Raw genomic sequence first — 21,338 nt, 5'->3', positions numbered from 1 at the left:
GTCAGGTGTGCGCTTCCACGACGGGGTTGAGGACCAGGCCGAAGTTGCGCAGCACGCCGAGCAGCTCGCGGTGGCCGAACGCCTGGCACGCCGACGCGAACCCGGTGCGCCGCGGCGCCTGCTGGAGCAGCGAGTACGCGGCGAACGCCTGGAGCAGACCGGTCTGCTTGTAGTTGGAGTTGCCGTGGATGGCCACGTGCACCCGCCCCAGCGGCCCGGTGGCGTGCACCGAGTCGATGGAGGTGTTGACGCGCGGGTTCTCCCTGGGCGGCATGTCGGCCTGGAGCCCGGCGGCGATGTCGGACAGCGCGGCCTCCTGCGCCTCCGGGTCCAGCGGCCGGATCTGCTCCTCGAACATGCCGGTGGTGGCGACGACGCCGTCCATCACCGCGCGGTCCATGACACCGCCGGTGACCAGGCACGTCGCCACGCGCGGGTCGTCCTTGAACCACACCGGGTGCAGCGTGCCGCCCCACGGGACGGTCAGCGCGGTGCCGTGCTGGCCGGGGACGACGCACTCGCGGGTCGCCCGGTGGTCCCAGGCCACGTACTGGTTGTTCTGCAGGTGGAACCAGTCGGCCTTGAGGATGGTGAAGATCGTCTGGGTGGAGGCGTAGGTCGGGAAGCCCTTCCACAGCACCAGCATGTCCAGCGTGTCCAGGCCGGGCACGGTCTCCAGCGCGATGTTGGCGGCGATCTCGCCGGTGGTGTACATCTGCGCGACACCCGGCGAGAGCAGGAGCCCCGCGTCGGCGAACGCCTGGCCCCACTTCTCCTTCGCCGCCAGCGCCCAGTCCTGCTCGCCGGTCGTGTCGAGGTAGTGGCAGCCCGCCGCGAGGCTGGCCTCCACGGCCTCCGGGCCGAGCTTGATGAACGGGCCGACGGTGTTGCAGACGACGGACGCGCCGGAGAACAACGAGGTGAGCGCATCGACGTCGTGGCTCACCTCGACGACCTCGTAGTCCGCCGTCTCGATGCCGGGGATGCGGTCGACGACCTCCTGCACCTTCTTGCCGTCACGGCCCGCGGCGATGAACGGCACGTGGTACTCGCGGAGGTACTCGCAGATCAGCCGACCGGTGTAACCCGACACGCCGTAGACGACGACAGGCTTGGTGGAGGAGCTCATGTCACATCCCCATCCCGCCGTCGACCGGCAGGCCTGCGCCGTTGACGAACCTCGACGCGTCGGAGGCGAGGAACACCACCGCGTCGGCCATGTCGGACACCTCGCCCAGCCGTCCGGAGGGCGTCAGCTCGACGACCGCGCCCACGGCGGCCTCGGGGCTCTCGAACAGGCCGATGCCCGCGGTCTCGACGGCGAGCTTCATGCCCATGTCCGTGGCGACCAGGCCGGGGTACACGCAGTTGACGCGCACGCCGTAGCCGAGCTTGCCGGACTCGGCGGCCGCGACGCGGGTGAGCCGGTCGACCGCGGACTTCGTGGCCGAGTAGCCGCCGATCGCGGGGAACGCGATGGTGGCCGCGACCGAGGCGATGTTGATGATCGTGCCGCCCTTGCCCGCCGCTCCGCCGGGCCGCATGGCGCGCATGCCGTGCTTGAGGCCCAGCATCGTGCCGAGGATGTTGACCTCGAGCATCTTGCGCGTCTCGTCCGGGTCGACGTCCACGATCAGCGCCGTGACCTCGATGCCCGCGTTGTTGACCACGACGTCCAGCCCGCCGAACTCGGCGACGGTGTGCGCGACCGCGTTCTCCCACGCGGCGTCGTCGGTGACGTCCAGCTCGACGAACCCGCCGCCCTCCAGCCCGGCCGCGGTCTGCTCCCCCGCGTCCTTGAGCACGTCGGCGATCATCACCCGAGCTCCGGCGGCGGTGAGCGCCTGCGCCATGCCCGCTCCGAGGCCGCGGGCGCCTCCGGTGACGAGGACGCACCTCCCGGACAGATCCATTCGGCTCATCCCATGCCGCCTTTCGCCATCGCCAGTGATGTGGACCACACGCTAGGAACGGTTTGGACGACTGTCAAGCTTTTCTTGGACAACCGTCAAGATGCACCCGATCAGCTACTCTGAGCGGCGATGTCCACTGCCGAGAAGCTCGACCGCGTCTCACGGCGACAGGTCGACAAGTTCGAGGAGCGCCGCCGCGAGCTCGCGGGTGCGGCGCTCCAAACGCTGTCCGAACTCGGCTACGCCCGCACGAGCCTGCGGGAGATCGCGCAGAACTCGGCGTTCTCGCACGGCGTCCTGCACTACTACTTCCGCGACAAGGTCGAGCTGATCACGTACTGCGTCCGGCAGTACAAGACCGCGTGCGCGCAGCGCTACGACACGATCGTCGCCACCGCGGAGACCCCGCAGACGCTGGCCGACGGCTTCACCGACGCCCTCATCGCCACGCTCGTCGACGACGCCACGATGCACCGCCTCTGGTACGACCTGCGCTCGCAGGCGCTGTTCGAGCCGTCGTTCCGCGAGGACGTGCTGGAGATCGACGCGATGCTGGAGCGGATGATCTGGCGCATCGTCAGCCGCTACGCCGAGCTGGTCGGCCGGGAGGTCGCGGTGCCGCCCGCGCCGCTGTACGCGATGGTCGACGGCCTGTTCCAGCAGGCGCTGCTGCGCCAGCTGGCCGGTCAGGAGCAGGCGGGCGCCGAGCTGCGCGCCAACGTCCTGCGGCTCGTCGGCACCCTCTTCCCCGCCTGAGCGGGCCCCGCGGACGGCGTCACCGCGGCCCGAAGCGCATCCGGAACGACACCACCGACAGCCCGAGCGCGGGCGTCAGTCCGTCCAGCCACGCGAGCGGGCCCTCCGGCGCGAACCGCCACCCGACCTTCGCCACCCGCACCCGCCCGCTCATCCGCACCGGGGTCCGGACGGTCGAGCCGTGCAGCGTCTGGAACACCGACCCGGCCACCGGAGCCGGGACCCCACGGCCGTAGGAGGAGTGCTCGGCCTCGGCGATGTCGGTGGCCACGGCGGCGAACGCGGGCGCCGGGACCACCTTGAACCCGGCCAGCTCCTTGGGGATGCCCCACAGCTCGCGCCCACCCGCCTTGGAGGCCGGGCTGTCCACCCAGATGTGCGTGATCGACAGCCCGAGCCGCAGGCCGTCGCGCACGACCACCGCGGCCAGCAGCTCGCGGTAGGGCAGCAGGCTGCCCGGCAGGTAGTCGACGAACGCGGTCGCCACCACCGCGCGCCCGAACGCGGTCACCGGCCGGACGCCGGAGGGCAGCGGCGGCAGCATGTCCTGCTGCACCCTCCACAGCGACACGCAGCCGTGACCGTGCAGGTCCCACGGTTCGGGCGGGTACTCGGTGTCCACGGGGACGACCTCATTTCGGGGTGATGGGCAGGTGCAGCGCGCCGGGCGCGGTGCGCGGCACGACGGGGTGGTCCGGCGCGACGGGTGCGACCCGCGCGTACGGCGAGCCCGCCGTGGGCCGCGGGTCGGGGTCGCCCTTGTTGGGCCACAACGACATCGCGCGCTCGGCCAGCGCGGTGATGGTGAGCGAGGGGTTCACGCCGGGGTTGGCCGGGATGGTCGACCCGTCCACCACGTGCAGGCCCTCGTGGCCGTGCAGCCGGTGGTACGGGTCGACGACACCGGAGGCCGCCGTGTCACCGATGACGCACCCGCCGATGAAGTGGCCGGTCATCGGGATGTCCGCGAGGTCGGTCCACGCGCCGCCGGGGATGCCGCCGATCTTCGCGGCGACCCGGCGCGCGGCGTCGTGCCCGCCGGGGATCCACACCGGACTGGCCTCGCCCTCCCCCGCCGACGTGGTCAGCCGCCTGCCGAACAGGCCCTGGCGGGTGCGGGTGGTCAACGAGTTGTCGAGGTCCTGCATGACCAGCAGCGCCACGGTCTCCTCCGACCAGCGCCGCGGGTCGAGCAGCTTGCGCAGGTCCTTGCGCCGCCGCACGAGCTCCCGCACCCCCAGCCGCCACCGGGGCGTGCCCGGTTCCGCGTCGACCAGCACGGTCATCAGCAGCCCCATCAGGTTGCTGCCGCGCCCGTAGCGCACCGGTTCGACGTGGGTGTGGTCGTCGGGGTGGATCGACGAGGTGACCGCGACGCCGCGCGAGTAGTCCGCCGCGGCCGTGCGCGCCCGGACGCCCAGGACGGCCTCGGAGTTGGTGCGGGACAACAACCCCAGCCGCGGCGAGATCGCGGGCAGGCTGCCCCGGTCGCGCAGCCGGTGCAGCAGCTTCTGCGTGCCCAGCGCCGCCGCGGAGAACACGACCTGCCCCGCGGTGAACGTCCGCCGCCCACCGGACAGCACCCCGGTGCGCCGGGTGTCGACCCGGTAGCCGCCGCGGACCGGCCGCACGTCCACGGCGGTGGTCAGCGGGTGCACGACGGCACCGGCGCGTTCGGCCAGGTGCAGGTAGTTCTTCACCAGCGTGTTCTTGGCGTTGTGCCGGCACCCGGTCATGCACTCGCCGCAGTGCACGCAGCCGGCGCGGTCGGGCCCCGCCCCGCCGAAGTACGGGTCCGCGACCCGTTCGCCGGGCGTGCCGAAGAAGACGCCGACCTCCGCGCGGTGGTAGCTCGCGCCGACCCCGAGGTCGTCGGCGACCGACCGCAGCACCCGGTCGGCCGGTGTCGTGCCGGGGTACTCCATGACCCCGAGCATCCGCCGCGCCTGGTCGTACCAGGGCGCCAGCTCCGCGTGCCAGTCGGTGATCCCGGCCCACCTCCGGTCGCGGAAGAACGGCTCCGGCGGCTCGTACAGCGTGTTCGCGTAGACCAGCGACCCGCCGCCGACCCCGGCGCCGCTGAGCACGAGCACGTCGCGCAGCAGGTCGACCCGCTGGATGCCCAGGCACCCCAACCGAGGGGCGAACAGGTAGTCGCGCAGGTGCCACGAGCTGGCGGCGAACTCGTCGTCGGCGAAGCGCCGCCCGGCCTCCAGCACGCCGACCCGGTAGCCCTTCTCGGTCAGCCGCAGCGCGGTGACCGAACCGCCGAACCCCGAGCCGATCACCAGGACGTCGTAGTCGGTCATGGCCTGCCCCCGTGGTCGAAGTCCCGGTGGTCCACCCACCTGGTGCGGCGGCGGTACTCCCACACCAGGCCGGGCCAGTTCGTCGTGATCCGCCCGGTGGCGTCGCGGTACCAGCTCGAACAGCGGCTCCACGCGCTGCGCGCCAGCCTGGCCTGCGTCTCGGCGTCGAACCGCTCGGCGGCCTCGCGGCGGACCTCCACTGTGGACACCCGCATCGCCGCCATGTACCGCAGCACCCGCACCACGTAACGGCACTGCCGCTCGATCATGTACACGACCGAGTTGCCGCCGAGGTTCGTGTTGGGGCCGTAGAGCAGGAAGAGGTTGGGGAAACCCGGCACCGTCATGCCCAGGTGCGCCCGCGCCCCGGCGGCCCACTCGTCGGCCAGCTTGCGCCCGCCTCGGCCGCGGACCTCCATCGGCGCGAGGAAGTCCGTCGCGGCGAACCCGGTGCCGTACACGATCACGTCCGCCGGGTGCTCCACGCCGTCGGCGGTGCGCACACCGGTCGGCGTCAGCCCGGTGATCGGCTCGGTGACCAGGTCCACGTTGGGCCGCGCGAGCGCCGGGTACCAGTCGTTGGAGAACAACAGCCGGTGGCAGCCGACGCGGTGCCCCGGCACCAGCCGGGCGCGCAGCCGCGGGTCGCGGACCTGGCGGCGCAGGTGCAGCCGGGACGCCCCGGCCACCGGCCCGCCGAGCGCCTGCGCGGACGTGAGCGCCGCGGTCAGCCCCTCGCCCAGCAGCCACACGCCCAGCCGGGCGGCCCGCAACACCGAGGGCCAGGTCCGGAACACCCGGTGGTGCCACGGCCGGTAGGCGCGGTCGGGCTTGGGCACGACGTGCGTCGCGGACCGCTGGAACACCGTGAGCCGCGCGGCGGCGCGCTGCAGGTGCGGCACGAACTGGACGGCGCTGGCACCGGTGCCGATCACCGCCACCCGCCGCCCGGTGAGGTCGTGGTCGTGCTCCCAGCGGGCGCTGTGGAACGCCGGGCCGCGGAACGACTCCGCGCCGGGCAGGTCCGGCACGACCGGCCGGGACAGCTGCCCGACCGCGGACACCAGCACGTCCGCCTCGACGACCCCGCCGCCTGCCAGCTCCACCCGCCACCGGTGCGCGGTCTCGTCGAACTCGGCGGCCACCACGTCCGCGCCCAGCCGCACCCGGTCGAGCACCCCGGTGTCCTCCGCGACCCGGCGCAGGTAGTCCAGGATGTCGGGCTGCCGGGCGTACCGGCGCGGCCACGACGGGTTCGGCGCGAACGAGTAGGAGTACAACGAGGACGGCACGTCGCAGGCGGCACCCGGGTAGGTGTTGTCGCGCCACACCCCGCCGACGTCGTCCGCGCGTTCCAGCACGGTCACCGCGAACCCGTCGCGCAGCAGCTCGGCGGCCACGCCGATCCCCGCGAACCCCGCGCCGATGACGACGACACGGGGTCCGCGGAGGCGGCGCGGGGGACGGGGCACCCGGCCGACGTTAGGGATCTCCACACGTCCGGCCCAAGACAGGAGAGGACGGGGAATCGACAATGTCGGCCATGACGTCACTCGCGGAGCCGGTGGTCGGGCACTGGGACTTCCCGCGGAGCGTGGCCGGGGTCGCGCTGCTGGTGCGCTTCGGCGCCGAGCACGGCATCCCCGCCGACCGGCTGCTCGCGGACAGCGGGATCTCCCCCGCCGACCTGACCGACCCCGACGCCGAGGTGGCCGCGGGCCAGGAGCTGCGGGTCATCCGCACGCTGGCCGCGCTGATGCCCGACGCGGGGCCCACCCTCGGCGGCCGATACCACGTGACGACGTTCGGGTTCCTCGGCTACGCCTTCATCAGCAGCCCGACGATGCTGGCCGCGGTCAACGTCGCGCTGCGCTTCCTGGACCTCAGCTTCACGTTCAGCATCCCGCGCGCCTCGCTGTCCGACGGCCGCGCGCACATCGAGCTGGACGACAGCGCGCTGCCCCGGCCGGTGGCGCGGTTCCTGGTGGAACGCGACCTGGCCGCGATCCACACCGTCATCGGCGAGCTGCTGCCCGACGACGCCCCGCTGCTCGCCGTCGACTTCCGCTTCCCCGAACCCGCCGACGTAGACCGCCACGAGCGGGTGTTCGGCCTGCGGCCCCGGTTCGGCCGCCCGCGCACGGTGGCCACGTTCGACGCGGCGTTCCTCGCCCGCCCGCTCCCCCAGGCCGACCCGCACACCGTCGCGCTCTGCGAGGCCCGCTGCCGCGAGCTCGTGGCGAAGCGGCGCGCGCGGGCCGGGATCGCCCACGAGGTGCGCGAACTGCTGGCCCGCCCCGGCGCGATCGGCCTCGGCATGGACCACGTCGCACGCGAGCTGGCCGTGAGCACCCGCACGCTGCGGCGCAGGCTCGCCGACTCCGGCACGAGCTACCAGGAGCTGCTCGACGAGGTGCGCGAGGCGCTCGCGGAGGAGCTGCTGGCCATCAGGGCGCTCGCCGTCGAGGACGTCGCTCTGCGGCTGGGCTACGCGGAGGCGTCGAGCTTCATCCACGCCTTCAAGCGCTGGAAGGGCGTCACCCCCGCCGCCTACACCCGCCGGGCGCGCTGAGCGCGGCATCACGCTTGCCGCGCCGCGGAACGGGTACCCGGAGGCGACTCCCCCGGAAGCCCTGGAGGCACCGCCGTGCGCTCGTTCACCTGCCCCTCGTGCGGAAACCTGCTGTTCTTCGAGAACTACAGCTGCGTGGTGTGCGGGACGGCGGTCGGCTACTCGCGCGACGACCGCGCACTGGTCGCCCTGTCCGGACGGCAGCGCTGCGCCAACTCCGTCGTCGCGGGCTGCAACTGGCTCGTCGACGGCGAGGACGTGCTGTGCGACTGCTGCGCCCTGACCCGCACCCGCCCCGCCGACGGCGTCTCCGCCGAGCCGTTCGCCCGCGCCGAAGCAGCGAAACGACGGCTGCTGCACCAGTTGGACGACCTCGGCCTGCCGGTCACCCCGCGCACCGAGGACCCGGACGGCGGGCTGGCGTTCGACCTGCTGTCCAGCGACCAGGAGCACGTGGTCACCGGGCACGCGAACGGCGTGATCACCATCGACCTCGCCGAGGGCGACGACAGCCACCGCGAGGCGATGCGCGCCCGGCTCGCCGAGCCGTACCGCACGCTGCTCGGCCACTTCCGCCACGAGGTCGGCCACTGGTACTGGGACGTGCTGATCGACCGGGCGGGCTTCCACGAGGCCTTCCGCGCCGTGTTCGGCGACGAGCGCGCCGACTACCAGGCGGCCCTGGAGGCGCACTACGCCAACGAGCCCGCGCCGGGGTGGGAGGAGTCGCACGTCAGCACGTACGCGACCGCGCACCCGTGGGAGGACTGGGCGGAGACGTTCGCGCACCTGCTGCACATCCGCGACACGGTGCAGACCGCGGCGGCCTACGGGGTCCTGGTCGCGGGCCGCGACATCACCCCGCACCCGCACGCCCCGGTCGACGCCGTCCCGTCGGAGGAGGCGGTGGAGTTCGACGACCTCGTCGACACCTGGGTGCCGCTCTCGCGCGCGGTGAACCAGCTCAACCGCAGCATGGGCAAGGACGACCTGTACCCGTTCGTGCTGTCGCCCGTCGTCCTGGGGAAGCTGCGGTTCGTCGACGGCCTCCTGACATGACCTTCACCCGTTCGGGTGACAGGCAGGTGTGCCGAACGGACGGATGGGTTATTCCTCGTCGGTGAGCACACCGCCGATGCGCCCCTCCGACACCCGGTTCGGCCTGCGGTCGGTCCTCGCCCTGGTCGCGCTGGCGCTGGCCGCCGTGCCGTTCGGGCTCCTGCTGTTCTTCGTGCAGGACCAGTGGCCGCCGCTGCAGACCGTGGACGACGACGCCCGCGACGGCCTGCACCGGTTCGCGCTGGCCCACGACGTGTTCGCCACGGCCATGAAGGTGCTCAGCTTCGTCGGGTCCGCCCCGGTCTACTTCGTCGTGTTCACGGTGCTCGCCGGCTGGCTGCTGCGCAGGGAGCTGCACCGGCTGGCGGCGTTCGTCGTGGTGACCCAGCTGGGCGGCGCGGCGCTCAACGAGGTGGTCAAGGCGGTCGTGCACCGGGCCCGACCGATCGTGGCCGACCCGCTGGCCCACGCCTCCGGGCTGAGCTTCCCGAGCGGGCACTCGCAGGCGGCGGTGGTGTCGTACTCGGTGCTGTCGCTGCTGTTCTGGCCCGCGATGAGCCGGGGGTGGCGGTGGGTGGCGCTGGTGCTCTCGGTCGTGATGGTGCTGGGCATCGGCCTGTCGCGGGTGGCGCTCTCCGTGCACTACGTGTCCGACGTGCTGGCCGGGTACACCCTCGGAGCGGCGTGGGTGACCGCGATGACCGCTGTGTTCAGCGCGTGGCGACGGGAACGCGGTGAACGACCGGTCGATCCCGGTGATGGACTAGCACCTGAGCAGGCCTCACAATTGAGGCCTGGTTCGGGGGTCTGAGGGCACTTTCCGGGGATCCCGGCAGTTGACTGGGTGCAGCACCCCGCCGAGGAGGTCCGGTCATGTCCGCAGACACCGCCGCAATCCCCCTTCCCGACGCAGCCCGGATGACGGGCACGACCTGCGAGTCGGCCAGCAGGCGCGGCCCGCGTTCGGTGAACGCCGACGCACTGGCCACCGCGACCGACCCGACCACCGGGCAGACCGCGTTCGTCGTCGCCGACGGCATCGGCGACCACCTGCTCGCCGCCAGGGCGTCGCGGACCGCCGCGCTGGTCGCGGCGCGGGTCGGCGCACGTCGGGGCGCACGCGCGGGCATCATGGCCGCCCAGCGCGAACTGGTCCGGCAGTTCCCCCAGCCCGAGGCCGACACCGTGCTCGTGGTGGCCGTGCTGCCCGCCGCCGACCGCCCGGACGGGCCGTGCGACATCGCCTGGGTCGGCGACTGCCGCGCCTACCGGTGGAACGGCCGGATGCTGCACCTGATCACCACCGACCACACCCTCGCCGAGTTCTTCCGGGCCCGCGGCAACGAGCCGACGCCCCGCATGGAGCACATCGTCACGACGTCCGTGCGCACCGTCCGCCCCGCCGACATGGGCCACGCCAAGACCGGCTCGGCCGTCGGCCGCCTGCTGCTGAGCACCGACGGCATGCACAAGTCCCTGGACATCACCACCATCAAGACCGTCCTCGCCGACAGCCCCACCCCCGGCCACGCCGTCGAGACCATGGTCGACACCGCCTACGCCAACGGCGGCCGCGACAACGCCACCGCACTGGTCGCCGACCGCGTCCTCCTGGGCTGACCCTCCCCGCGTTCCTCCCCGGCTGGTTCTCGACGGTTCGTTTCACTCAACACTGAAGCTATCGTGACCAGGGAACCCCGACCTCACGTTCTCCCCGGTTCGGACGTCTACAAGATGTGACCGTGAAACCGTTCGAACAGGTCGTGGACGAGCACGGCCCCGCCGTCCTGCGGGTGTGCCGCGCCGTCGTCGGCCCCGTGGACGCCGAGGACGCCTGGTCCGAGACGTTCCTGTCCGCCCTCAGGGCCTACCCCGACCTGCCCGACGACGCCGACGTCGGCGCCTGGCTCGTCACGATCGCGCACCGCAAGGCCATCGACATCACCCGCGCCAGGGCCCGCCGCGCCGTCCCGGTGCACGAGGTCCCCGACCGCCCGAGCACCCGCGGCCGCCCCGAGGACTGGGACGGCGACCTGTGGACCGCCTTGGCCCAGCTACCCGACAAGCAACGCGCCGTCGTCGCCTACCACTACGTCGCGGGCTTGCCCTACAAGGACATCGCCACCATCACCGGCGGCTCCACCGACGCCGCCCGCCGTGCCGCCGCCGACGGCATGAAGACCTTGCGCGCCACCTACCAGCAAGGAGCAAAGCCATGACCCACAACCCCTTCGACTCCCTCCCCGAAGTCGACGAGCCCACCACCCGCCGCCTCCACGCCCGCCTGGTGTCCACCGCCACCCAGGAAGGCCTCCTCGACATCGCCTACCGCACCCTCGACTCCCCCGTCGGCCCACTACTCCTGGCCACTACCACCACCGGCCTCATCCGAGTCGCCTTCGAACGCCAGGACCACAACGCCACCCTCACCTCCCTGGCCACCCTCATCAGCCCCCGCGTCCTGCACGCCCCCGCCAAACTCGACCCCGTCGCCCGCCAACTGGACGAGTACTTCGCAGGCACCCGCCACCACTTCGACCTACCCCTGGACTTCCGCCTCTCCAAGGGCTTCCGCCGCGCCGTACTCACCCACCTACCCGCCATCCACTACGGCACAACCGAAAGCTACGCCCAGGTAGCCACCGCCGCAGGCAGCCCCAAAGCCGTCCGCGCAGTCGGCTCCGCCTGCGCCACAAACCCCCTCCCCCTAATCGTCCCCTGCCACCGCGTAGTCCGCTCCGACGGCTCCTACGGCCAGTACGCAGGCGGCGAAACCGCCAAACACACCCTCCTAACCCTCGAAGCCACCCAAGCCAAAACCCAACAGCACTAACAAAAACCACTCCCAAACCACCACCCCCAACACACAGCAAGGATGCCTTCCCCACCCAAAGCAAAGCCGAGCACAGACCACCCCCACGGGCGAAGCCCGCCAGCGCGCATCCGGCGCGAAGCGCCTGGGGCCTTGTCCGCCGCGCAGCAAGGATGCCCTGTCCGACGCGCAGCGAGGATGTCCTGTCCGTCGCGGAGCGTCGGATGCCCTCCCCACCCACACTCCCCCCACGCACCCCGACGAGAAGCCATCTCTATGCCCACCACCGCTTGTCAAGACAGCCCTATCGTCTTGACAAGCGGTGGTGGGCATAGAATACTCGGCAATCGGGGTGCCCCAAGCAACACCCCAACCACCACCGCCTACTCCCCGGCCCGCCGAGTCCTCGCCCCCGTCTCGGCGCGGGTCTCGGCGCGGCACGGCTCTGCCGGGCCTGCACGACCGGGTGTCCGCACTCGACGGCGAGCCGACCCTCCACAGTGGACCCGATGAGGGCACCACCGCCCGTGCGCAACTGCCGGCGGGAGGAGGATGACGGGCACGCCCCCTCTTCGCGTGGCATCCGACCCGGCCGTCGACACCACACGGGAGGCGCCGACCGGCCGCGACGCCGCGTGACCACCGCGGTCACGAAAGCTGCGAGGTGCGGTCACAGCGATGCCCCCAAGGGCGTCGCTAACGTCGATCCGCGACCGCAAACCCATTGGCCGCAACGAGATCGCACCCACCGGAGCAGCATCGATGATCACTGAACAGGCGGTGCGGAGCCCTGACTCAGCGCCGCGAACGGCCGCGGTCGACCGGCGGCGCAGGCTCTGGTGGGGTGTCGGGGCGGTGTTGTGGCTGCTGGCGGTGCACGGCCGGTTCGACGTCGCGGTGGCGGCGTGGCTCTTCCCCGTGTTCCTGCTGCGCTTCACCCGCACCGGACCCGCGGCCTCCGGCCTGCTGCTGGTGTGGCTGGCGTCGGCGGTCAGCGGGCTGTTCTGGATGGTCGAGACGGCCGTGCCGATGACGGTGGTCACCGTGGTGGGCATCGTCGCGTTGACCGCGGTGACAGCCCTGCCGTTCGCGCTGGACCGGCTCGTCGCGCCGAGGGCCCGCGTGCTGCTGTTCCCCGCCGCCCTCGTCGCGTGCGAGTTCCTGATGACGGTGGTCAGCCCGTTCGGCGCGGCGTTCGGCGTGCTGGCCCCGACGCAGCACGACGCCACCGCCCTGCTCCAGGTCGTCGGGGTGACCGGCCCGTACGGCATCGCGTTCCTGATCGGGTGGTTCGCGACCACGGCCAACGCGGTGTGGGCTGATCCGGCCGGGTGGTGGCGGGCGAGCCGCCGCTTCGGCCTGGTGCTCGTCCTGGTGCTGGTCGGCGGCGGTGCCGTGCTCGCGCTCTCCCCGACGTCCGGCCCGAGCGTGCGGGTCGCGGGCATCAGTCCGGACACGCGGGTGACCGACGAGCTGCGCGGGCTGATCGGCGACGACTTCACCCCGCGCAGCGTGCTGGACCAGGATCCCGCGCTCGTGCGGCCCGAGTTCGCCAAGGTCAACGCGAACCTGTTCGCCAGGACGCGGGAGGCGGCGCGGGCGGGCGCGCGGATCGTGGTGTGGTCCGAGCAGGCGGCGAACGTCCTGGCGGCCGACGAACCGGCGTTCCTCGCCGAGGCGGCGGCCACGGCGCGGCAGAAGCGGATCCACCTCGAGGTCGCCGTGTACCTGTACCTGCCGGACTCCCCCTACACGGCGAACCGCACGTACCTGTTCGACCCGGCCGGGACCCGGTTGTGGGCCTACGACAAGTCGCACCCGGTCCTCGGTCTGGAGAGCTACCCGGAGGGTCCGGGGGTGGTGCCGGTGGTCGACACCCCGTACGGGCGGCTGGCCACGGTGACGTGCTTCGACGCCGACTTCCCGGCGCTGACCCGCGTGGACGCCGACATCCTGCTCGTGCCCGCGCGGGACTGGCCCGAGGTCGGCTCGGTGCACAGCGGGAAGGCGGCCCTGCGGGCGGTCGAGAACGGGTACTCGCTGGTCCGCCAGGCCGAGTTCGGGGTGTCCGGCGCGGTCGACCGGCACGGCCGGGTGCTCGCCTCCCACGACTACGCGGGCTCGGACGTGCACGTCGTCCACTCCGACGTGCCGACGCACGGCGTGACCACCGTCTACCGCGTCGTCGGCGACCTGTTCGCCTGGCTGTGCGTGGCCGGTGCGGTGGTCACGACCGGCGCCCGCCTGCGGCGGTCCAGGGCCTGACGGCGGTACTCGCCCGGTGGGATCCCCACCCACCGGGCGAACGCCCGGCGGAACGCGCTGGGCTCGGAGAACCCCAGCCGCCTCGACAGCCCGTCGACCGACTCCCGGCCGCTCTCCAGGCCCGCCACGGCGATGGCGCGCAGCACGTCCTCGCGGATCTCGTGGAACGAAGTGCCCTCCCGCCGCAGGAGCCGCCGCATGTGCTGGGCGCTGATCGCCAACCGGGCCGCGACGTCGTCCGCCGACCGGGCCGCAGGACCGGGCTCGCCTCGCTCCAGGACCTTGCGGACGCGGTCGGCGGTCGTGTCGCCGTGGTCGCGGTGCTCGATCAGGTCCATCGGCGAGTCCCGCAGGAACGCCTCCAGCGCGGGCTCGTCCCGCACGACCGGCGCGTCGAGGTACCGCGCGTCGAAGCCGAACGCGGCCACCGGCGCGTGGAACGACGCGGCCACACCGAAGATCCGCTCGTACTCGGCGCTGTGACCGGGTTCGGCGAACGGGAGGTCGAGGTGGGACAGCACGATCCGCTGCCCGGTGAGCCAGGCCAGGAACCGGTGGGCGAACGCCAGCACGAGCTCCAGCGCGAACGGCTCCTCGACCACTCCCTCGTCGGCGGCAAACTCGACCCGGCACGTGCCGCCCGCCACGACCAGCCCGGTGCGCGTGAAACCCGTCGTGATGGACGCGAACGCCACCGCGCGCTCCAACGCCGTGCGCAGGTCGGGCGCGTGCACCACGCCCATGGCGATCATCCGGAACGTGCCGAGCGGGACCGGCCGCGGGCCGAGCCCGAACAGCTCGTCGCCCGTCAACGCCCACACCGACCGCGCCAGCTCGCTCGCCTTGCCGACCGGGACGCGCGCCGAGCGGGGCGGCACCCCGTCGAGCAGGCGGCGGACGTCGTCCGGGGCGGCCGTGGCCAGCGCGGAGCGCACGAACTGGATCGCGATGTCACCCATGGGCGCTCCCTCGTCCGGGACGACCGACGGTAGCAGTGCGGTCCTACGGTGGTCCCACAGCGACAAGGCGCCCGTCCTGCGCCACGATGAGGTCGTTCGGCCCGCGCCGCCGCGACGTCGTAGAAGGGATTCCCCATGCGATTCGCACACCGGCTGCTGCTCATGGCGCTGGCCCTGCTCACCGCGCTGAGCCTGGTGCCGTCACCGGTATCGGCACTCCCGGCCGTCAAGAAGAAAGGGGTCAGCGCCGCCAACTTCTCCGGCGTCACGGCGGCGCTGAGCGACGTGGGCGCGGGGTGGTACTACACGTGGGCGTCCGACAAGCAGGGCATCAACGCGCCCTCCAGCGCCGAGTTCGTGCCGATGATCTGGGGGTCGGGGTCGGTCAACCAGACCCAGCTCAACCAGGCCAAGTCGCTCGGCACCACGCTGCTGGCGTTCAACGAACCGGACATGGGCGGGCAGGCGAACATGTCGGTCGACCAGGCGTTGCAGCTGTGGCCCCAGTTGCAGGGCACGGGGATGAGGCTGAGCGCACCCGCGGTGGCGTTCGGCGGCGACACGGCGGGCGGGTGGCTGGACCGGTTCATGAGCGGGGCGGCGTCACGGGGGTACCGGGTGGACTTCATCCCGCTGCACTGGTACGGCGGGGACTTCTCGGCGGCGGCCGTCGGACAGCTCCAGGGGTACCTGCAGAACGTGTACAACCGGTACCACAAGCCGATCTGGTTGACCGAGTACGCGCTGATCGACTTCTCGACGAGCACACCGCGGTACCCGTCGTCGGACCAGCAGGCGGCGTTCGCGAAGAACTCGGCGTTGATGCTGCAGGGGTTGTCGTTCGTGGAGCGGTACTCGTGGTTCACGCTGTCGACTTCGACGCATCGGACGGGGTTGTACACGGGGAGTACGGCTAATGCGACTGGGGTGGCTTATCGGTCGGTGGGGTGAGGGGGTGCCGCTGTGACTGATCGGGGACTGTTGCTGATCGTGGTTGGTCGGCGGGGTTGCCGTTGTGGTTTGTCGGGGGCCGTCGCTGATCGTGGTCGATCGGCTGGGGTCGCATCCGCCGTGTGAGGTGCGGCCGGCTTGACTTGGGGCCCCTCTTTTTGGGCTTCGTCGGGCGAAAAAGGGCAGGTGGTAGAGCCTGCCCGCCGACTAATTTTAAGCCCAAAAACCCCAAGTCAAGCCGGCCGCTGGCGGACGGGCGTGCTCGCTTCCAGCGTCGTTGGGCGGCTTGTGTTCGCTTCCAGCGTCGTTGGGCCGTTGGTTGGTTGGTTAGTTGGTTTGCTTGGCTTGCTGGTCAGCTTTCCCGGTCTACGCCGAAGGGTGCGTCGCCGCGGATGGTGACGCGGTGCATGACGCGGTGTTGGTCGCCGTAGTCGTCGACGGCGTAGTGGGCGGTGCTGCGGTTGTCCCAGATGAGGAGGTCGCCGGGGCTCCAGCGGTGGCGGACGCTGTGTTCGGGGAGGCCGATGACGGAGAAGAAGAGGGTGAGGAGGGCGCGGCTTTCGGCTTCGGTGACGTCGAGGATGCGGGTGGTGAAGCCGGGGCTGACGAAGAGGCTGCGGCGGCCGGTTTCGGGGTGGACGCGGACGACGGGGTGAACTGAGGGTTCGAGGGAGGTGACGCGTTCGCCCTCCCAGGTGCTGCCCTCGCCGCCGAGGCGGGTGTGGAGGTAGTCCTCGAAGTCCTTGCGGCCGTCGTGCAGTGCGGTCAAGCGGTCGGCGAGCGAGCGGACGTGCGGTGAGAGGGCCAGGTAAGCGGCTTCCAGGTCGGTCCAGCAGGTGTCGCCGCCGACCGGGGGCAAGGAGACCGCGCGGAGCACGGAGCCCAGTGGTGGACGGGGCATGAAGGTGACGTCGGTGTGCCAGACCGGGGACTTGCCGCCGTCGCCGCTGTCCAGGACGTAGATCTCCGGGTGGTCGTCGTCCAGGCCGGGCACCACGGGGTGGGCGGGGGTGAGCTCGCCGAGGGTGGCGGCGAAGTCGCGGTGGGCCGTGGGGGTCAGGTTCTGGTTGTGGAAGACCAGGACCTTGTGCTGGAGCAGTGCGGCGCGGATGTCCGCGACCTCCGCCGGGGTCTGGGGCCTGGACAGGTCGAAGCCGGAGACCCGCGCGCCGATGGTGGCCGTGAGCGGCACCACCGCGGATACGACAGTCATGGTCGTCCTCTCGTGTCTGGTCGGGAAACGGTCACCCGGACGGCGGCAGGGACCTCTTTGCGGAGCAACGTGATCGGGGCGTCCAACGCCACCCTTTCCCGGCCGGTCGGTGGGCACGACGACGCGGGGGCCTGGAACGGCGTCGGCGACGCTGTGCGTCACCATCACCACACCGTGTCCGGTCTCGTCGGTCAAGAGCCGGATGGGGTGTGGGGGGTGTGCGGGATCGGTCTGTGGTGTGGGAGTTCGGCGGTTGCTACGGGGGTGTCGCTGCGGTGGTCTCCGGGTGTGTCGCTAACCGCGGTCTCCGGGGGTGTCGCTACAGCTGTCTCCGGGTGCGGTCGGCTTGACTTGGGGCCCCTTTTTTGGGCTTCGTCGGGCGAAAAAGGGCAGGTGGTAGAGCCTGCCCGCCGCCGCAAGTTTAAGCCCAAAAACCCCAAGTCAAGCCGACCGCACTAGCGGACGAGCATGCTCGCTTCCAGCTGGGTTGGGTGGCTACCTATTCACTAGACCGTCCGGGTTAGACAGTCCTATGTGGACTTCAGGGTCGGGCTATCGCTTTTACGGTGAGGCTTTGGGGGACGGCCTCGAAGACTGTGGCGATGTGGGTGATGAGGTCGTTCTTCGTGGGGGTTGTCGGTTGTGCCGCCCAGGCTTCCTGGGCCAGGTGGAATGCCGAGAGGAGGAGGTCCAGGGCCAGGTGGACGCGGAGGTCGTCTTGTGGGGTGAGGACGAGGCGGGTGTGGAGGAGGTTCAGGGCGGTTTTGGTGGTGCGGTGGCAGAAGTAGAGGTCGTGGGCCTTCATGGACGGCGTTTCGGAGGCCAGGCGTCTGGTCAGGAGGACGCGGGTGGGCCAGTTGGCGGCGGGCATTTCGGCCAGGGCCGCGAGGAGGGCTTCGTGGAGGAGGGCGATGACGGTGCGGTCGGTCGGGTCGGTGGTGCGCAGCTGGTCGAGGAACGTTGTCCAGAGGTCCTGGGACGGGGCGGCGGCGACGTCTTCCTTGCTGGTGAAGTAGCGGAAGAAGGTTCGTTTGGAGACGCCGACCGCGTCGCACAGCTCGTCGAGGGTGGTGGCGGCGAAGCCGTTTTCGTCGAACAGCCGCAGGGCGGTCTCGATCAGGTCTTCGCGCGTGCGCCGCTTCTTGCGCTCCCGCAGGGGAAGAGCGGTCTGCGACGAAGCGGCGGTGGGCACGGGACCAGGGTAGCGCAGGAGCGTTTGCCTCCCGTAGGCTTATGCCACTGAGTGGCACTTTTGGTCGAGGAAGGTAGGCACTGTGCGCGCACTCCTGGTGGATCCCGCCGCGCCGGGCGGGCTGCGGCTCGGTGAGGCGCCCGATCCGGTTCCCGCGCCGAACGAGGCGCTGGTCAGGGTTTCCGCGACCTCGCTCAACAGCGGGGAGGTGAAGGGGGCGTTGCAGGGGGCGCCGCCCGGAGCGGTGCTGGGGTGGGACGCCGCGGGGGTGGTGGAACGGGCGGCCGCGGACGGGTCCGGGCCTGCTGAGGGGACGCTGGTGGTGACGCTGGGGCTCGCGGGGGCGTGGGCGCGGTTGCGGGCCGTGGACACCGGTTACCTCGGGGTGGCGCCGGAGGGCACCGATCCGGGTGCGCTGAGCACCCTTCCGGTCGCGGCGGGCAGCGCGTTGCGCGCACTGCACCGACTCGGGCCCCTGCTGGCGCGGCGGATCCTGGTGACCGGGGCGACGGGCGGGGTCGGGAGGTTCGCGGTGCAGCTGGCCCGGCGCGGGGGCGCGTACGTGATCGCCTCCACCGGTGCGCCCGACCTGCGCGGGGACGAGCTGCGGGCGCTGGGTGCGCACGAGGTGGTCGACGAGCGGCTGGACTTCGCCGAACCGGTCCACGGCGTGCTCGACGTGGTCGGCGGGCCGGTGCTCGTGCGCGCCTACGACAAGCTCGCCGAGCACGGGACGCTGGCGTCGGTCGGGCGGTCGTCCGACGAACGCGAGACGTTCCTGCAGAGCGCCTTCGAGGGTTCGAGGGGACGGCACAACCGCTCGGTCACCTCGTTCTTCCTCGCGGGCGGCCAAGGGCTGGGGCCGGACCTGACCTGGCTCGCGCAGCAGGTGGCGGCCGGACACCTGGACCCCCAGATCGCCTGGCGCGGCGGCTGGGAGGACGTGGCGACCGCCGCGCAGGCGCTGGTGGGCCGCAAGCTGCACGGCAAGGCCGTGCTCGACGTGAGCTGACGACCGGCCCTCAGCCGGGGGTGACCAGACCGGACTCGTAGGCGATCATGACGAGCTGGGCCCGGTCGCGGGCCCGGAGCTTCAGCAGGAGCCTGCTGACGTGGGTCTTGGCGGTGGCGGCGCTGATGTGCAGGCGGGCGCCGATCTCGGTGTTGTTCCAGCCGCCCGCGATCTCCACGAGCACCTCCTGCTCGCGCTTGGACAGTCCACTCAGGACGTCGGGTACCGGCCGGCCGTTCCGCTCGGGGCGGTCGGCGAACTCCTTGATGAGCCTGCGGGTGACGTTCGGCGCGAGCAGCGCGTCCCCGGCGGCCAGCACCCGGATGGCCTCCAGCAGGTCCTCGGGCCTGGTGTCCTTGAGCAGGAAGCCGCTGGCGCCCGCGCGCAGAGCGGCGTAGACGTACTCGTCGGGGTCGAAGGTGGTCAGCATCAGCACCTTCGTGGCCTCGGTGTCGTCGGCCGCGGTGATGCGGCGGGTGGCCTCGATGCCGTCGATGACCGGCATCCTGATGTCCATCAGCACCACGTCGGGGTGCAGCCGCGCCGCCAGGTCGACCGCCTCCGCGCCGTCGGCGGCCTCGCCGAGCACGGTCATGTCCGCGGCGGCGTCGACCAGGACGCGGAACCCGCCGCGCACCAGCGCCTGGTCGTCGGCGATGACCACGGTGATCGTCATCGGGCGGGCTCCTCCTGGTGGGCGTCGTCCTCGACGGCGTGGTCGAGGTCGTTGGTGCGCAGCACGACGCGGACGCGGTAGCCGTCGCCGTCCGGACCCGCGGTCGCGTGGCCGCCGAACAGCGCGGCCCGCTCGCGGATGCCGATCAGGCCGTGGCCGGTGCCCTCGCGGACCAGCGCGGGGTCCGGCCGGGTGCGGCGACCGGTGTCGTGGACGTCGATGCCCACCTGGTTCGCCCCGTAGGACAGGACGACGTTCGCCCGCGTCGGCCCGGCGTGCCGCACGACGTTGGTCAGCGCCTCCTGCACGATCCGGTACGCCGACAGGTCGACGGCCGGGTTCAGCGCCCGCACCCGCCCCCGCACGTCGAGGTCCACGGCCACCCCGGTCACCTCGACCTCCGAGATCAGCCGGGGCAGGTCGGCGAGCCCCGGAGCCGGCCCCAGCTCGGCGGGCGCGGTGTCGGAGCCGCGCAGGACACCGACCAGCAGGCGCATCTCCTGCAACGTGCGGCGGGTGGTGGTCTCGATGATGCCGAGCGCCTCCCGCGCCTGGTCGGGCTGGGAGTCGATCACCACCCTGGCCACGCCCGCGCGCACCGCGATCACGCTCATCGCGTGCGCCACCACGTCGTGCAGCTCCCTGGCCAGCTTGACCCGCTCCTCGGCCACCGCCCGCACGACCTGGTCGCGCCGGTCGGCGTCGGCGGCCGCGGCCCGCTCCGCCACGATCCCGGCGTACTCGACCGCGCGCTCGCGCGACACCCGGACGTACTCCCCCGCCAACCAGCCGATGACGATGGTCGCGCCCTCCCCCAGGCTCAGGATCGGCACCGGCTCCATGGTGCCCAGGTAGGTCGCGCCCACCACGAGCACACCGGTGACCCCCGCGGCGATCATGCCCGCCCGGCGCGTGGACACCGTCACCACGGAGTACACGACCAGAGCGACGTACTGGCTGATCGGCGCGTGCGAACGCATCCACAGGGCCACCATGCCCAGCACGACGACGAGGACGAGGGCCTGGCGTGGGAAGCGGCGGCGGCAGAGGACGCAGACCGAGACGAGGACCCAGATGGTGATCTCGACCTCGTGGGCGTATGGCATGTCGTAGCGGGTGTGGGCGAGGTAGGGGGCTTGGCCGACTACGGCGAGGGCTGCGACTACGAGGAGGTCGAAGGCGAGGAGTTGGGGTGGGGTGAACCGCCGGGTGGGAGGGGGGAGGGGGTCGGGCGGCATGGGGGTCAGGGTACGGAGGGGGTGGGGTGGCGTCGTGGGCTTGGGGGTGTAGGCCTGGGGGTGTAGTCGGGGGGTGTCGCTGCGGTGGTCTCCGGGGGTATCGCTACAGCCGTGGGCGGTGCGGTCGGCTTGACTTGGGGCCCTTTTTTTGGGCTTCGTCGGGCGAAAAAGGGCAGGTGGTAGAGCCTGCCCGCCGCCGCAAGTTTAAGCCCAAAAACCCCAAGTCAAGCCGACCGCACGAGCGGACGAGCATGCTCGCTTCCAGCGTCGTTGGGTAGGGCGACTTGGCTTGTCGCTTCCAGCGTTGCTGGGCAGCTTGTGTGTTGGTTCCAGAGTCGTTGGTCATGACCGAGACTCTATCTAAGCTTGCTTATATCAGTATCATTAGATACCGTCTTCGCCATGACCACA

The 21,338-nt window shown here is 71.7% G+C and carries 20 protein-coding genes; 10 read left to right on the top strand and 10 right to left on the bottom strand.

Annotation, left to right across the window (positions count from 1 at the left end):
• Position 1 precedes the first annotated feature (1 nt).
• Together CLV43_RS26115 and CLV43_RS26110 are read right to left on the bottom strand one after the other, a co-directional pair.
• The gene (locus CLV43_RS26115; protein WP_106190000.1) at positions 2–1,129 is read right to left on the bottom strand and encodes a DUF5938 domain-containing protein; all 1,128 of its coding nucleotides are present in this window, start codon (positions 1,127–1,129) and stop codon (positions 2–4) included.
• Position 1,130: 1 nt separating this feature from the next.
• On the bottom strand, positions 1,131–1,922 hold the full coding sequence (locus CLV43_RS26110) for an SDR family NAD(P)-dependent oxidoreductase (RefSeq protein ID WP_106189998.1): 792 nt from the start codon (positions 1,920–1,922) through the stop codon (positions 1,131–1,133).
• 120 nt (positions 1,923–2,042) lie between these two features.
• On the opposite strand from CLV43_RS26110, the gene CLV43_RS26105 reads away from it, so the two are divergent.
• Positions 2,043–2,669: a TetR/AcrR family transcriptional regulator gene (locus CLV43_RS26105; RefSeq protein ID WP_106189996.1), complete on the top strand. Its 627-nt coding sequence runs from the start codon at positions 2,043–2,045 to the stop codon at positions 2,667–2,669.
• Between the two features lie 19 nt (positions 2,670–2,688).
• Here CLV43_RS26105 and CLV43_RS26100 read toward each other — a convergent pair whose 3' ends face one another.
• The 3 genes from CLV43_RS26100 to CLV43_RS26090 are packed head-to-tail and all read right to left on the bottom strand — an operon-like array spanning position 2,689 to position 6,450.
• Positions 2,689–3,291: an acetoacetate decarboxylase family protein gene (locus tag CLV43_RS26100; protein WP_211304558.1), complete on the bottom strand. Its 603-nt coding sequence runs from the start codon at positions 3,289–3,291 to the stop codon at positions 2,689–2,691.
• 10 nt (positions 3,292–3,301) lie between these two features.
• Positions 3,302–4,978: a GMC oxidoreductase gene (locus CLV43_RS26095; RefSeq protein ID WP_106189995.1), complete on the bottom strand. Its 1,677-nt coding sequence runs from the start codon at positions 4,976–4,978 to the stop codon at positions 3,302–3,304.
• Complete coding sequence (locus tag CLV43_RS26090) at positions 4,975–6,450, bottom strand: flavin-containing monooxygenase (RefSeq protein ID WP_106189993.1); 1,476 nt, start codon at positions 6,448–6,450, stop codon at positions 4,975–4,977. The genes CLV43_RS26095 and CLV43_RS26090 overlap by 4 nt, the downstream gene beginning before the upstream one ends.
• A gap of 71 nt (positions 6,451–6,521) precedes the next feature.
• Between CLV43_RS26090 and CLV43_RS26085 the strand changes: the two genes are divergently transcribed.
• The 7 genes from CLV43_RS26085 (at position 6,522) to CLV43_RS26055 (ending at position 13,686) form a co-directional block, all read left to right on the top strand.
• Positions 6,522–7,550, top strand: a complete 1,029-nt coding sequence (locus CLV43_RS26085) for an AraC family transcriptional regulator (RefSeq protein ID WP_106190570.1) — start codon at positions 6,522–6,524, stop codon at positions 7,548–7,550.
• 75 nt (positions 7,551–7,625) lie between these two features.
• The gene (locus tag CLV43_RS26080) at positions 7,626–8,609 is read left to right on the top strand and encodes a zinc-binding metallopeptidase family protein (protein WP_106189991.1); all 984 of its coding nucleotides are present in this window, start codon (positions 7,626–7,628) and stop codon (positions 8,607–8,609) included.
• Positions 8,610–8,670: 61 nt separating this feature from the next.
• The gene (locus tag CLV43_RS26075; RefSeq protein WP_170156018.1) at positions 8,671–9,420 is read left to right on the top strand and encodes a phosphatase PAP2 family protein; all 750 of its coding nucleotides are present in this window, start codon (positions 8,671–8,673) and stop codon (positions 9,418–9,420) included.
• 62 nt (positions 9,421–9,482) lie between these two features.
• On the top strand, positions 9,483–10,229 hold the full coding sequence (locus tag CLV43_RS26070) for a PP2C family protein-serine/threonine phosphatase (RefSeq protein ID WP_146174900.1): 747 nt from the start codon (positions 9,483–9,485) through the stop codon (positions 10,227–10,229).
• A gap of 116 nt (positions 10,230–10,345) precedes the next feature.
• The gene (locus tag CLV43_RS26065) at positions 10,346–10,828 is read left to right on the top strand and encodes an RNA polymerase sigma factor (protein WP_106189986.1); all 483 of its coding nucleotides are present in this window, start codon (positions 10,346–10,348) and stop codon (positions 10,826–10,828) included.
• Positions 10,825–11,442 carry a methylated-DNA--[protein]-cysteine S-methyltransferase gene (locus tag CLV43_RS26060; RefSeq protein WP_106189984.1) on the top strand — a complete coding sequence of 206 codons (618 nt, stop codon included), beginning with the start codon at positions 10,825–10,827 and terminating at the stop codon, positions 11,440–11,442. Before CLV43_RS26065 ends, CLV43_RS26060 begins: the two co-directional genes overlap by 4 nt.
• A gap of 741 nt (positions 11,443–12,183) precedes the next feature.
• Positions 12,184–13,686, top strand: coding sequence for a nitrilase-related carbon-nitrogen hydrolase (locus CLV43_RS26055; RefSeq protein ID WP_170156017.1), 1,503 nt, complete (start codon positions 12,184–12,186; stop codon positions 13,684–13,686).
• Here CLV43_RS26055 and CLV43_RS26050 read toward each other — a convergent pair.
• Positions 13,596–14,645: an AraC family transcriptional regulator gene (locus tag CLV43_RS26050; protein ID WP_106189981.1), complete on the bottom strand. Its 1,050-nt coding sequence runs from the start codon at positions 14,643–14,645 to the stop codon at positions 13,596–13,598. The genes CLV43_RS26055 and CLV43_RS26050 overlap by 91 nt on opposite strands.
• A 135-nt stretch (positions 14,646–14,780) precedes the next feature.
• On the opposite strand from CLV43_RS26050, the gene CLV43_RS26045 reads away from it, so the two are divergent.
• Positions 14,781–15,596, top strand: a complete 816-nt coding sequence (locus CLV43_RS26045) for a glycoside hydrolase family protein (RefSeq protein ID WP_106189979.1) — start codon at positions 14,781–14,783, stop codon at positions 15,594–15,596.
• Positions 15,597–15,948: 352 nt separating this feature from the next.
• Here CLV43_RS26045 and CLV43_RS26040 read toward each other — a convergent pair whose 3' ends face one another.
• On the bottom strand, positions 15,949–16,809 hold the full coding sequence (locus CLV43_RS26040; protein ID WP_106189978.1) for a TauD/TfdA dioxygenase family protein: 861 nt from the start codon (positions 16,807–16,809) through the stop codon (positions 15,949–15,951).
• Between the two features lie 541 nt (positions 16,810–17,350).
• Entirely contained in the window at positions 17,351–18,001 is a 651-nt protein-coding gene (locus CLV43_RS26035) for a helix-turn-helix domain-containing protein (protein WP_106189976.1), read from the bottom strand.
• Between the two features lie 82 nt (positions 18,002–18,083).
• On the opposite strand from CLV43_RS26035, the gene CLV43_RS26030 reads away from it, so the two are divergent.
• Positions 18,084–19,013, top strand: coding sequence for a zinc-binding dehydrogenase (locus CLV43_RS26030; RefSeq protein ID WP_106189975.1), 930 nt, complete (start codon positions 18,084–18,086; stop codon positions 19,011–19,013).
• A 10-nt stretch (positions 19,014–19,023) separates the two neighbouring features.
• Here the strand turns inward: CLV43_RS26030 and CLV43_RS26025 are convergent, their stop codons facing one another.
• Both CLV43_RS26025 and CLV43_RS26020 read right to left on the bottom strand, forming a co-directional pair.
• Positions 19,024–19,689: a response regulator transcription factor gene (locus CLV43_RS26025; protein ID WP_106189973.1), complete on the bottom strand. Its 666-nt coding sequence runs from the start codon at positions 19,687–19,689 to the stop codon at positions 19,024–19,026.
• Positions 19,686–20,927, bottom strand: a complete 1,242-nt coding sequence (locus CLV43_RS26020) for a sensor histidine kinase (protein ID WP_146174898.1) — start codon at positions 20,925–20,927, stop codon at positions 19,686–19,688. Before CLV43_RS26020 ends, CLV43_RS26025 begins: the two co-directional genes overlap by 4 nt.
• Positions 20,928–21,338: the final 411 nt, after the last annotated feature.

It is taken from the genome of Umezawaea tangerina (assembly GCF_003002815.1).
Classification (GTDB): Bacteria; Actinomycetota; Actinomycetes; order Mycobacteriales; family Pseudonocardiaceae; genus Umezawaea; species Umezawaea tangerina.
The sequence above is the reverse complement of the archived record's forward strand: the minus strand, read 5'-3'. Positions and strand labels throughout refer to the sequence as shown.

Coding starts and splice junctions, on each gene's coding strand:
- CLV43_RS26115 (WP_106190000.1), bottom strand. CDS start 1,129: ATGAGCTCCTCCACCAAGCCTGTCGTCGTCTACGGCGTGTCGGGTTAC.
- CLV43_RS26110 (WP_106189998.1), bottom strand. CDS start 1,922: ATGAGCCGAATGGATCTGTCCGGGAGGTGCGTCCTCGTCACCGGAGGC.
- CLV43_RS26105 (WP_106189996.1), top strand. CDS start 2,043: ATGTCCACTGCCGAGAAGCTCGACCGCGTCTCACGGCGACAGGTCGAC.
- CLV43_RS26095 (WP_106189995.1), bottom strand. CDS start 4,978: ATGACCGACTACGACGTCCTGGTGATCGGCTCGGGGTTCGGCGGTTCG.
- CLV43_RS26085 (WP_106190570.1), top strand. CDS start 6,522: ATGACGTCACTCGCGGAGCCGGTGGTCGGGCACTGGGACTTCCCGCGG.
- CLV43_RS26070 (WP_146174900.1), top strand. CDS start 9,483: ATGTCCGCAGACACCGCCGCAATCCCCCTTCCCGACGCAGCCCGGATG.
- CLV43_RS26060 (WP_106189984.1), top strand. CDS start 10,825: ATGACCCACAACCCCTTCGACTCCCTCCCCGAAGTCGACGAGCCCACC.
- CLV43_RS26055 (WP_170156017.1), top strand. CDS start 12,184: ATGATCACTGAACAGGCGGTGCGGAGCCCTGACTCAGCGCCGCGAACG.
- CLV43_RS26050 (WP_106189981.1), bottom strand. CDS start 14,645: ATGGGTGACATCGCGATCCAGTTCGTGCGCTCCGCGCTGGCCACGGCC.
- CLV43_RS26045 (WP_106189979.1), top strand. CDS start 14,781: ATGCGATTCGCACACCGGCTGCTGCTCATGGCGCTGGCCCTGCTCACC.
- CLV43_RS26040 (WP_106189978.1), bottom strand. CDS start 16,809: ATGACTGTCGTATCCGCGGTGGTGCCGCTCACGGCCACCATCGGCGCG.
- CLV43_RS26025 (WP_106189973.1), bottom strand. CDS start 19,689: ATGACGATCACCGTGGTCATCGCCGACGACCAGGCGCTGGTGCGCGGC.
- CLV43_RS26020 (WP_146174898.1), bottom strand. CDS start 20,927: ATGCCGCCCGACCCCCTCCCCCCTCCCACCCGGCGGTTCACCCCACCC.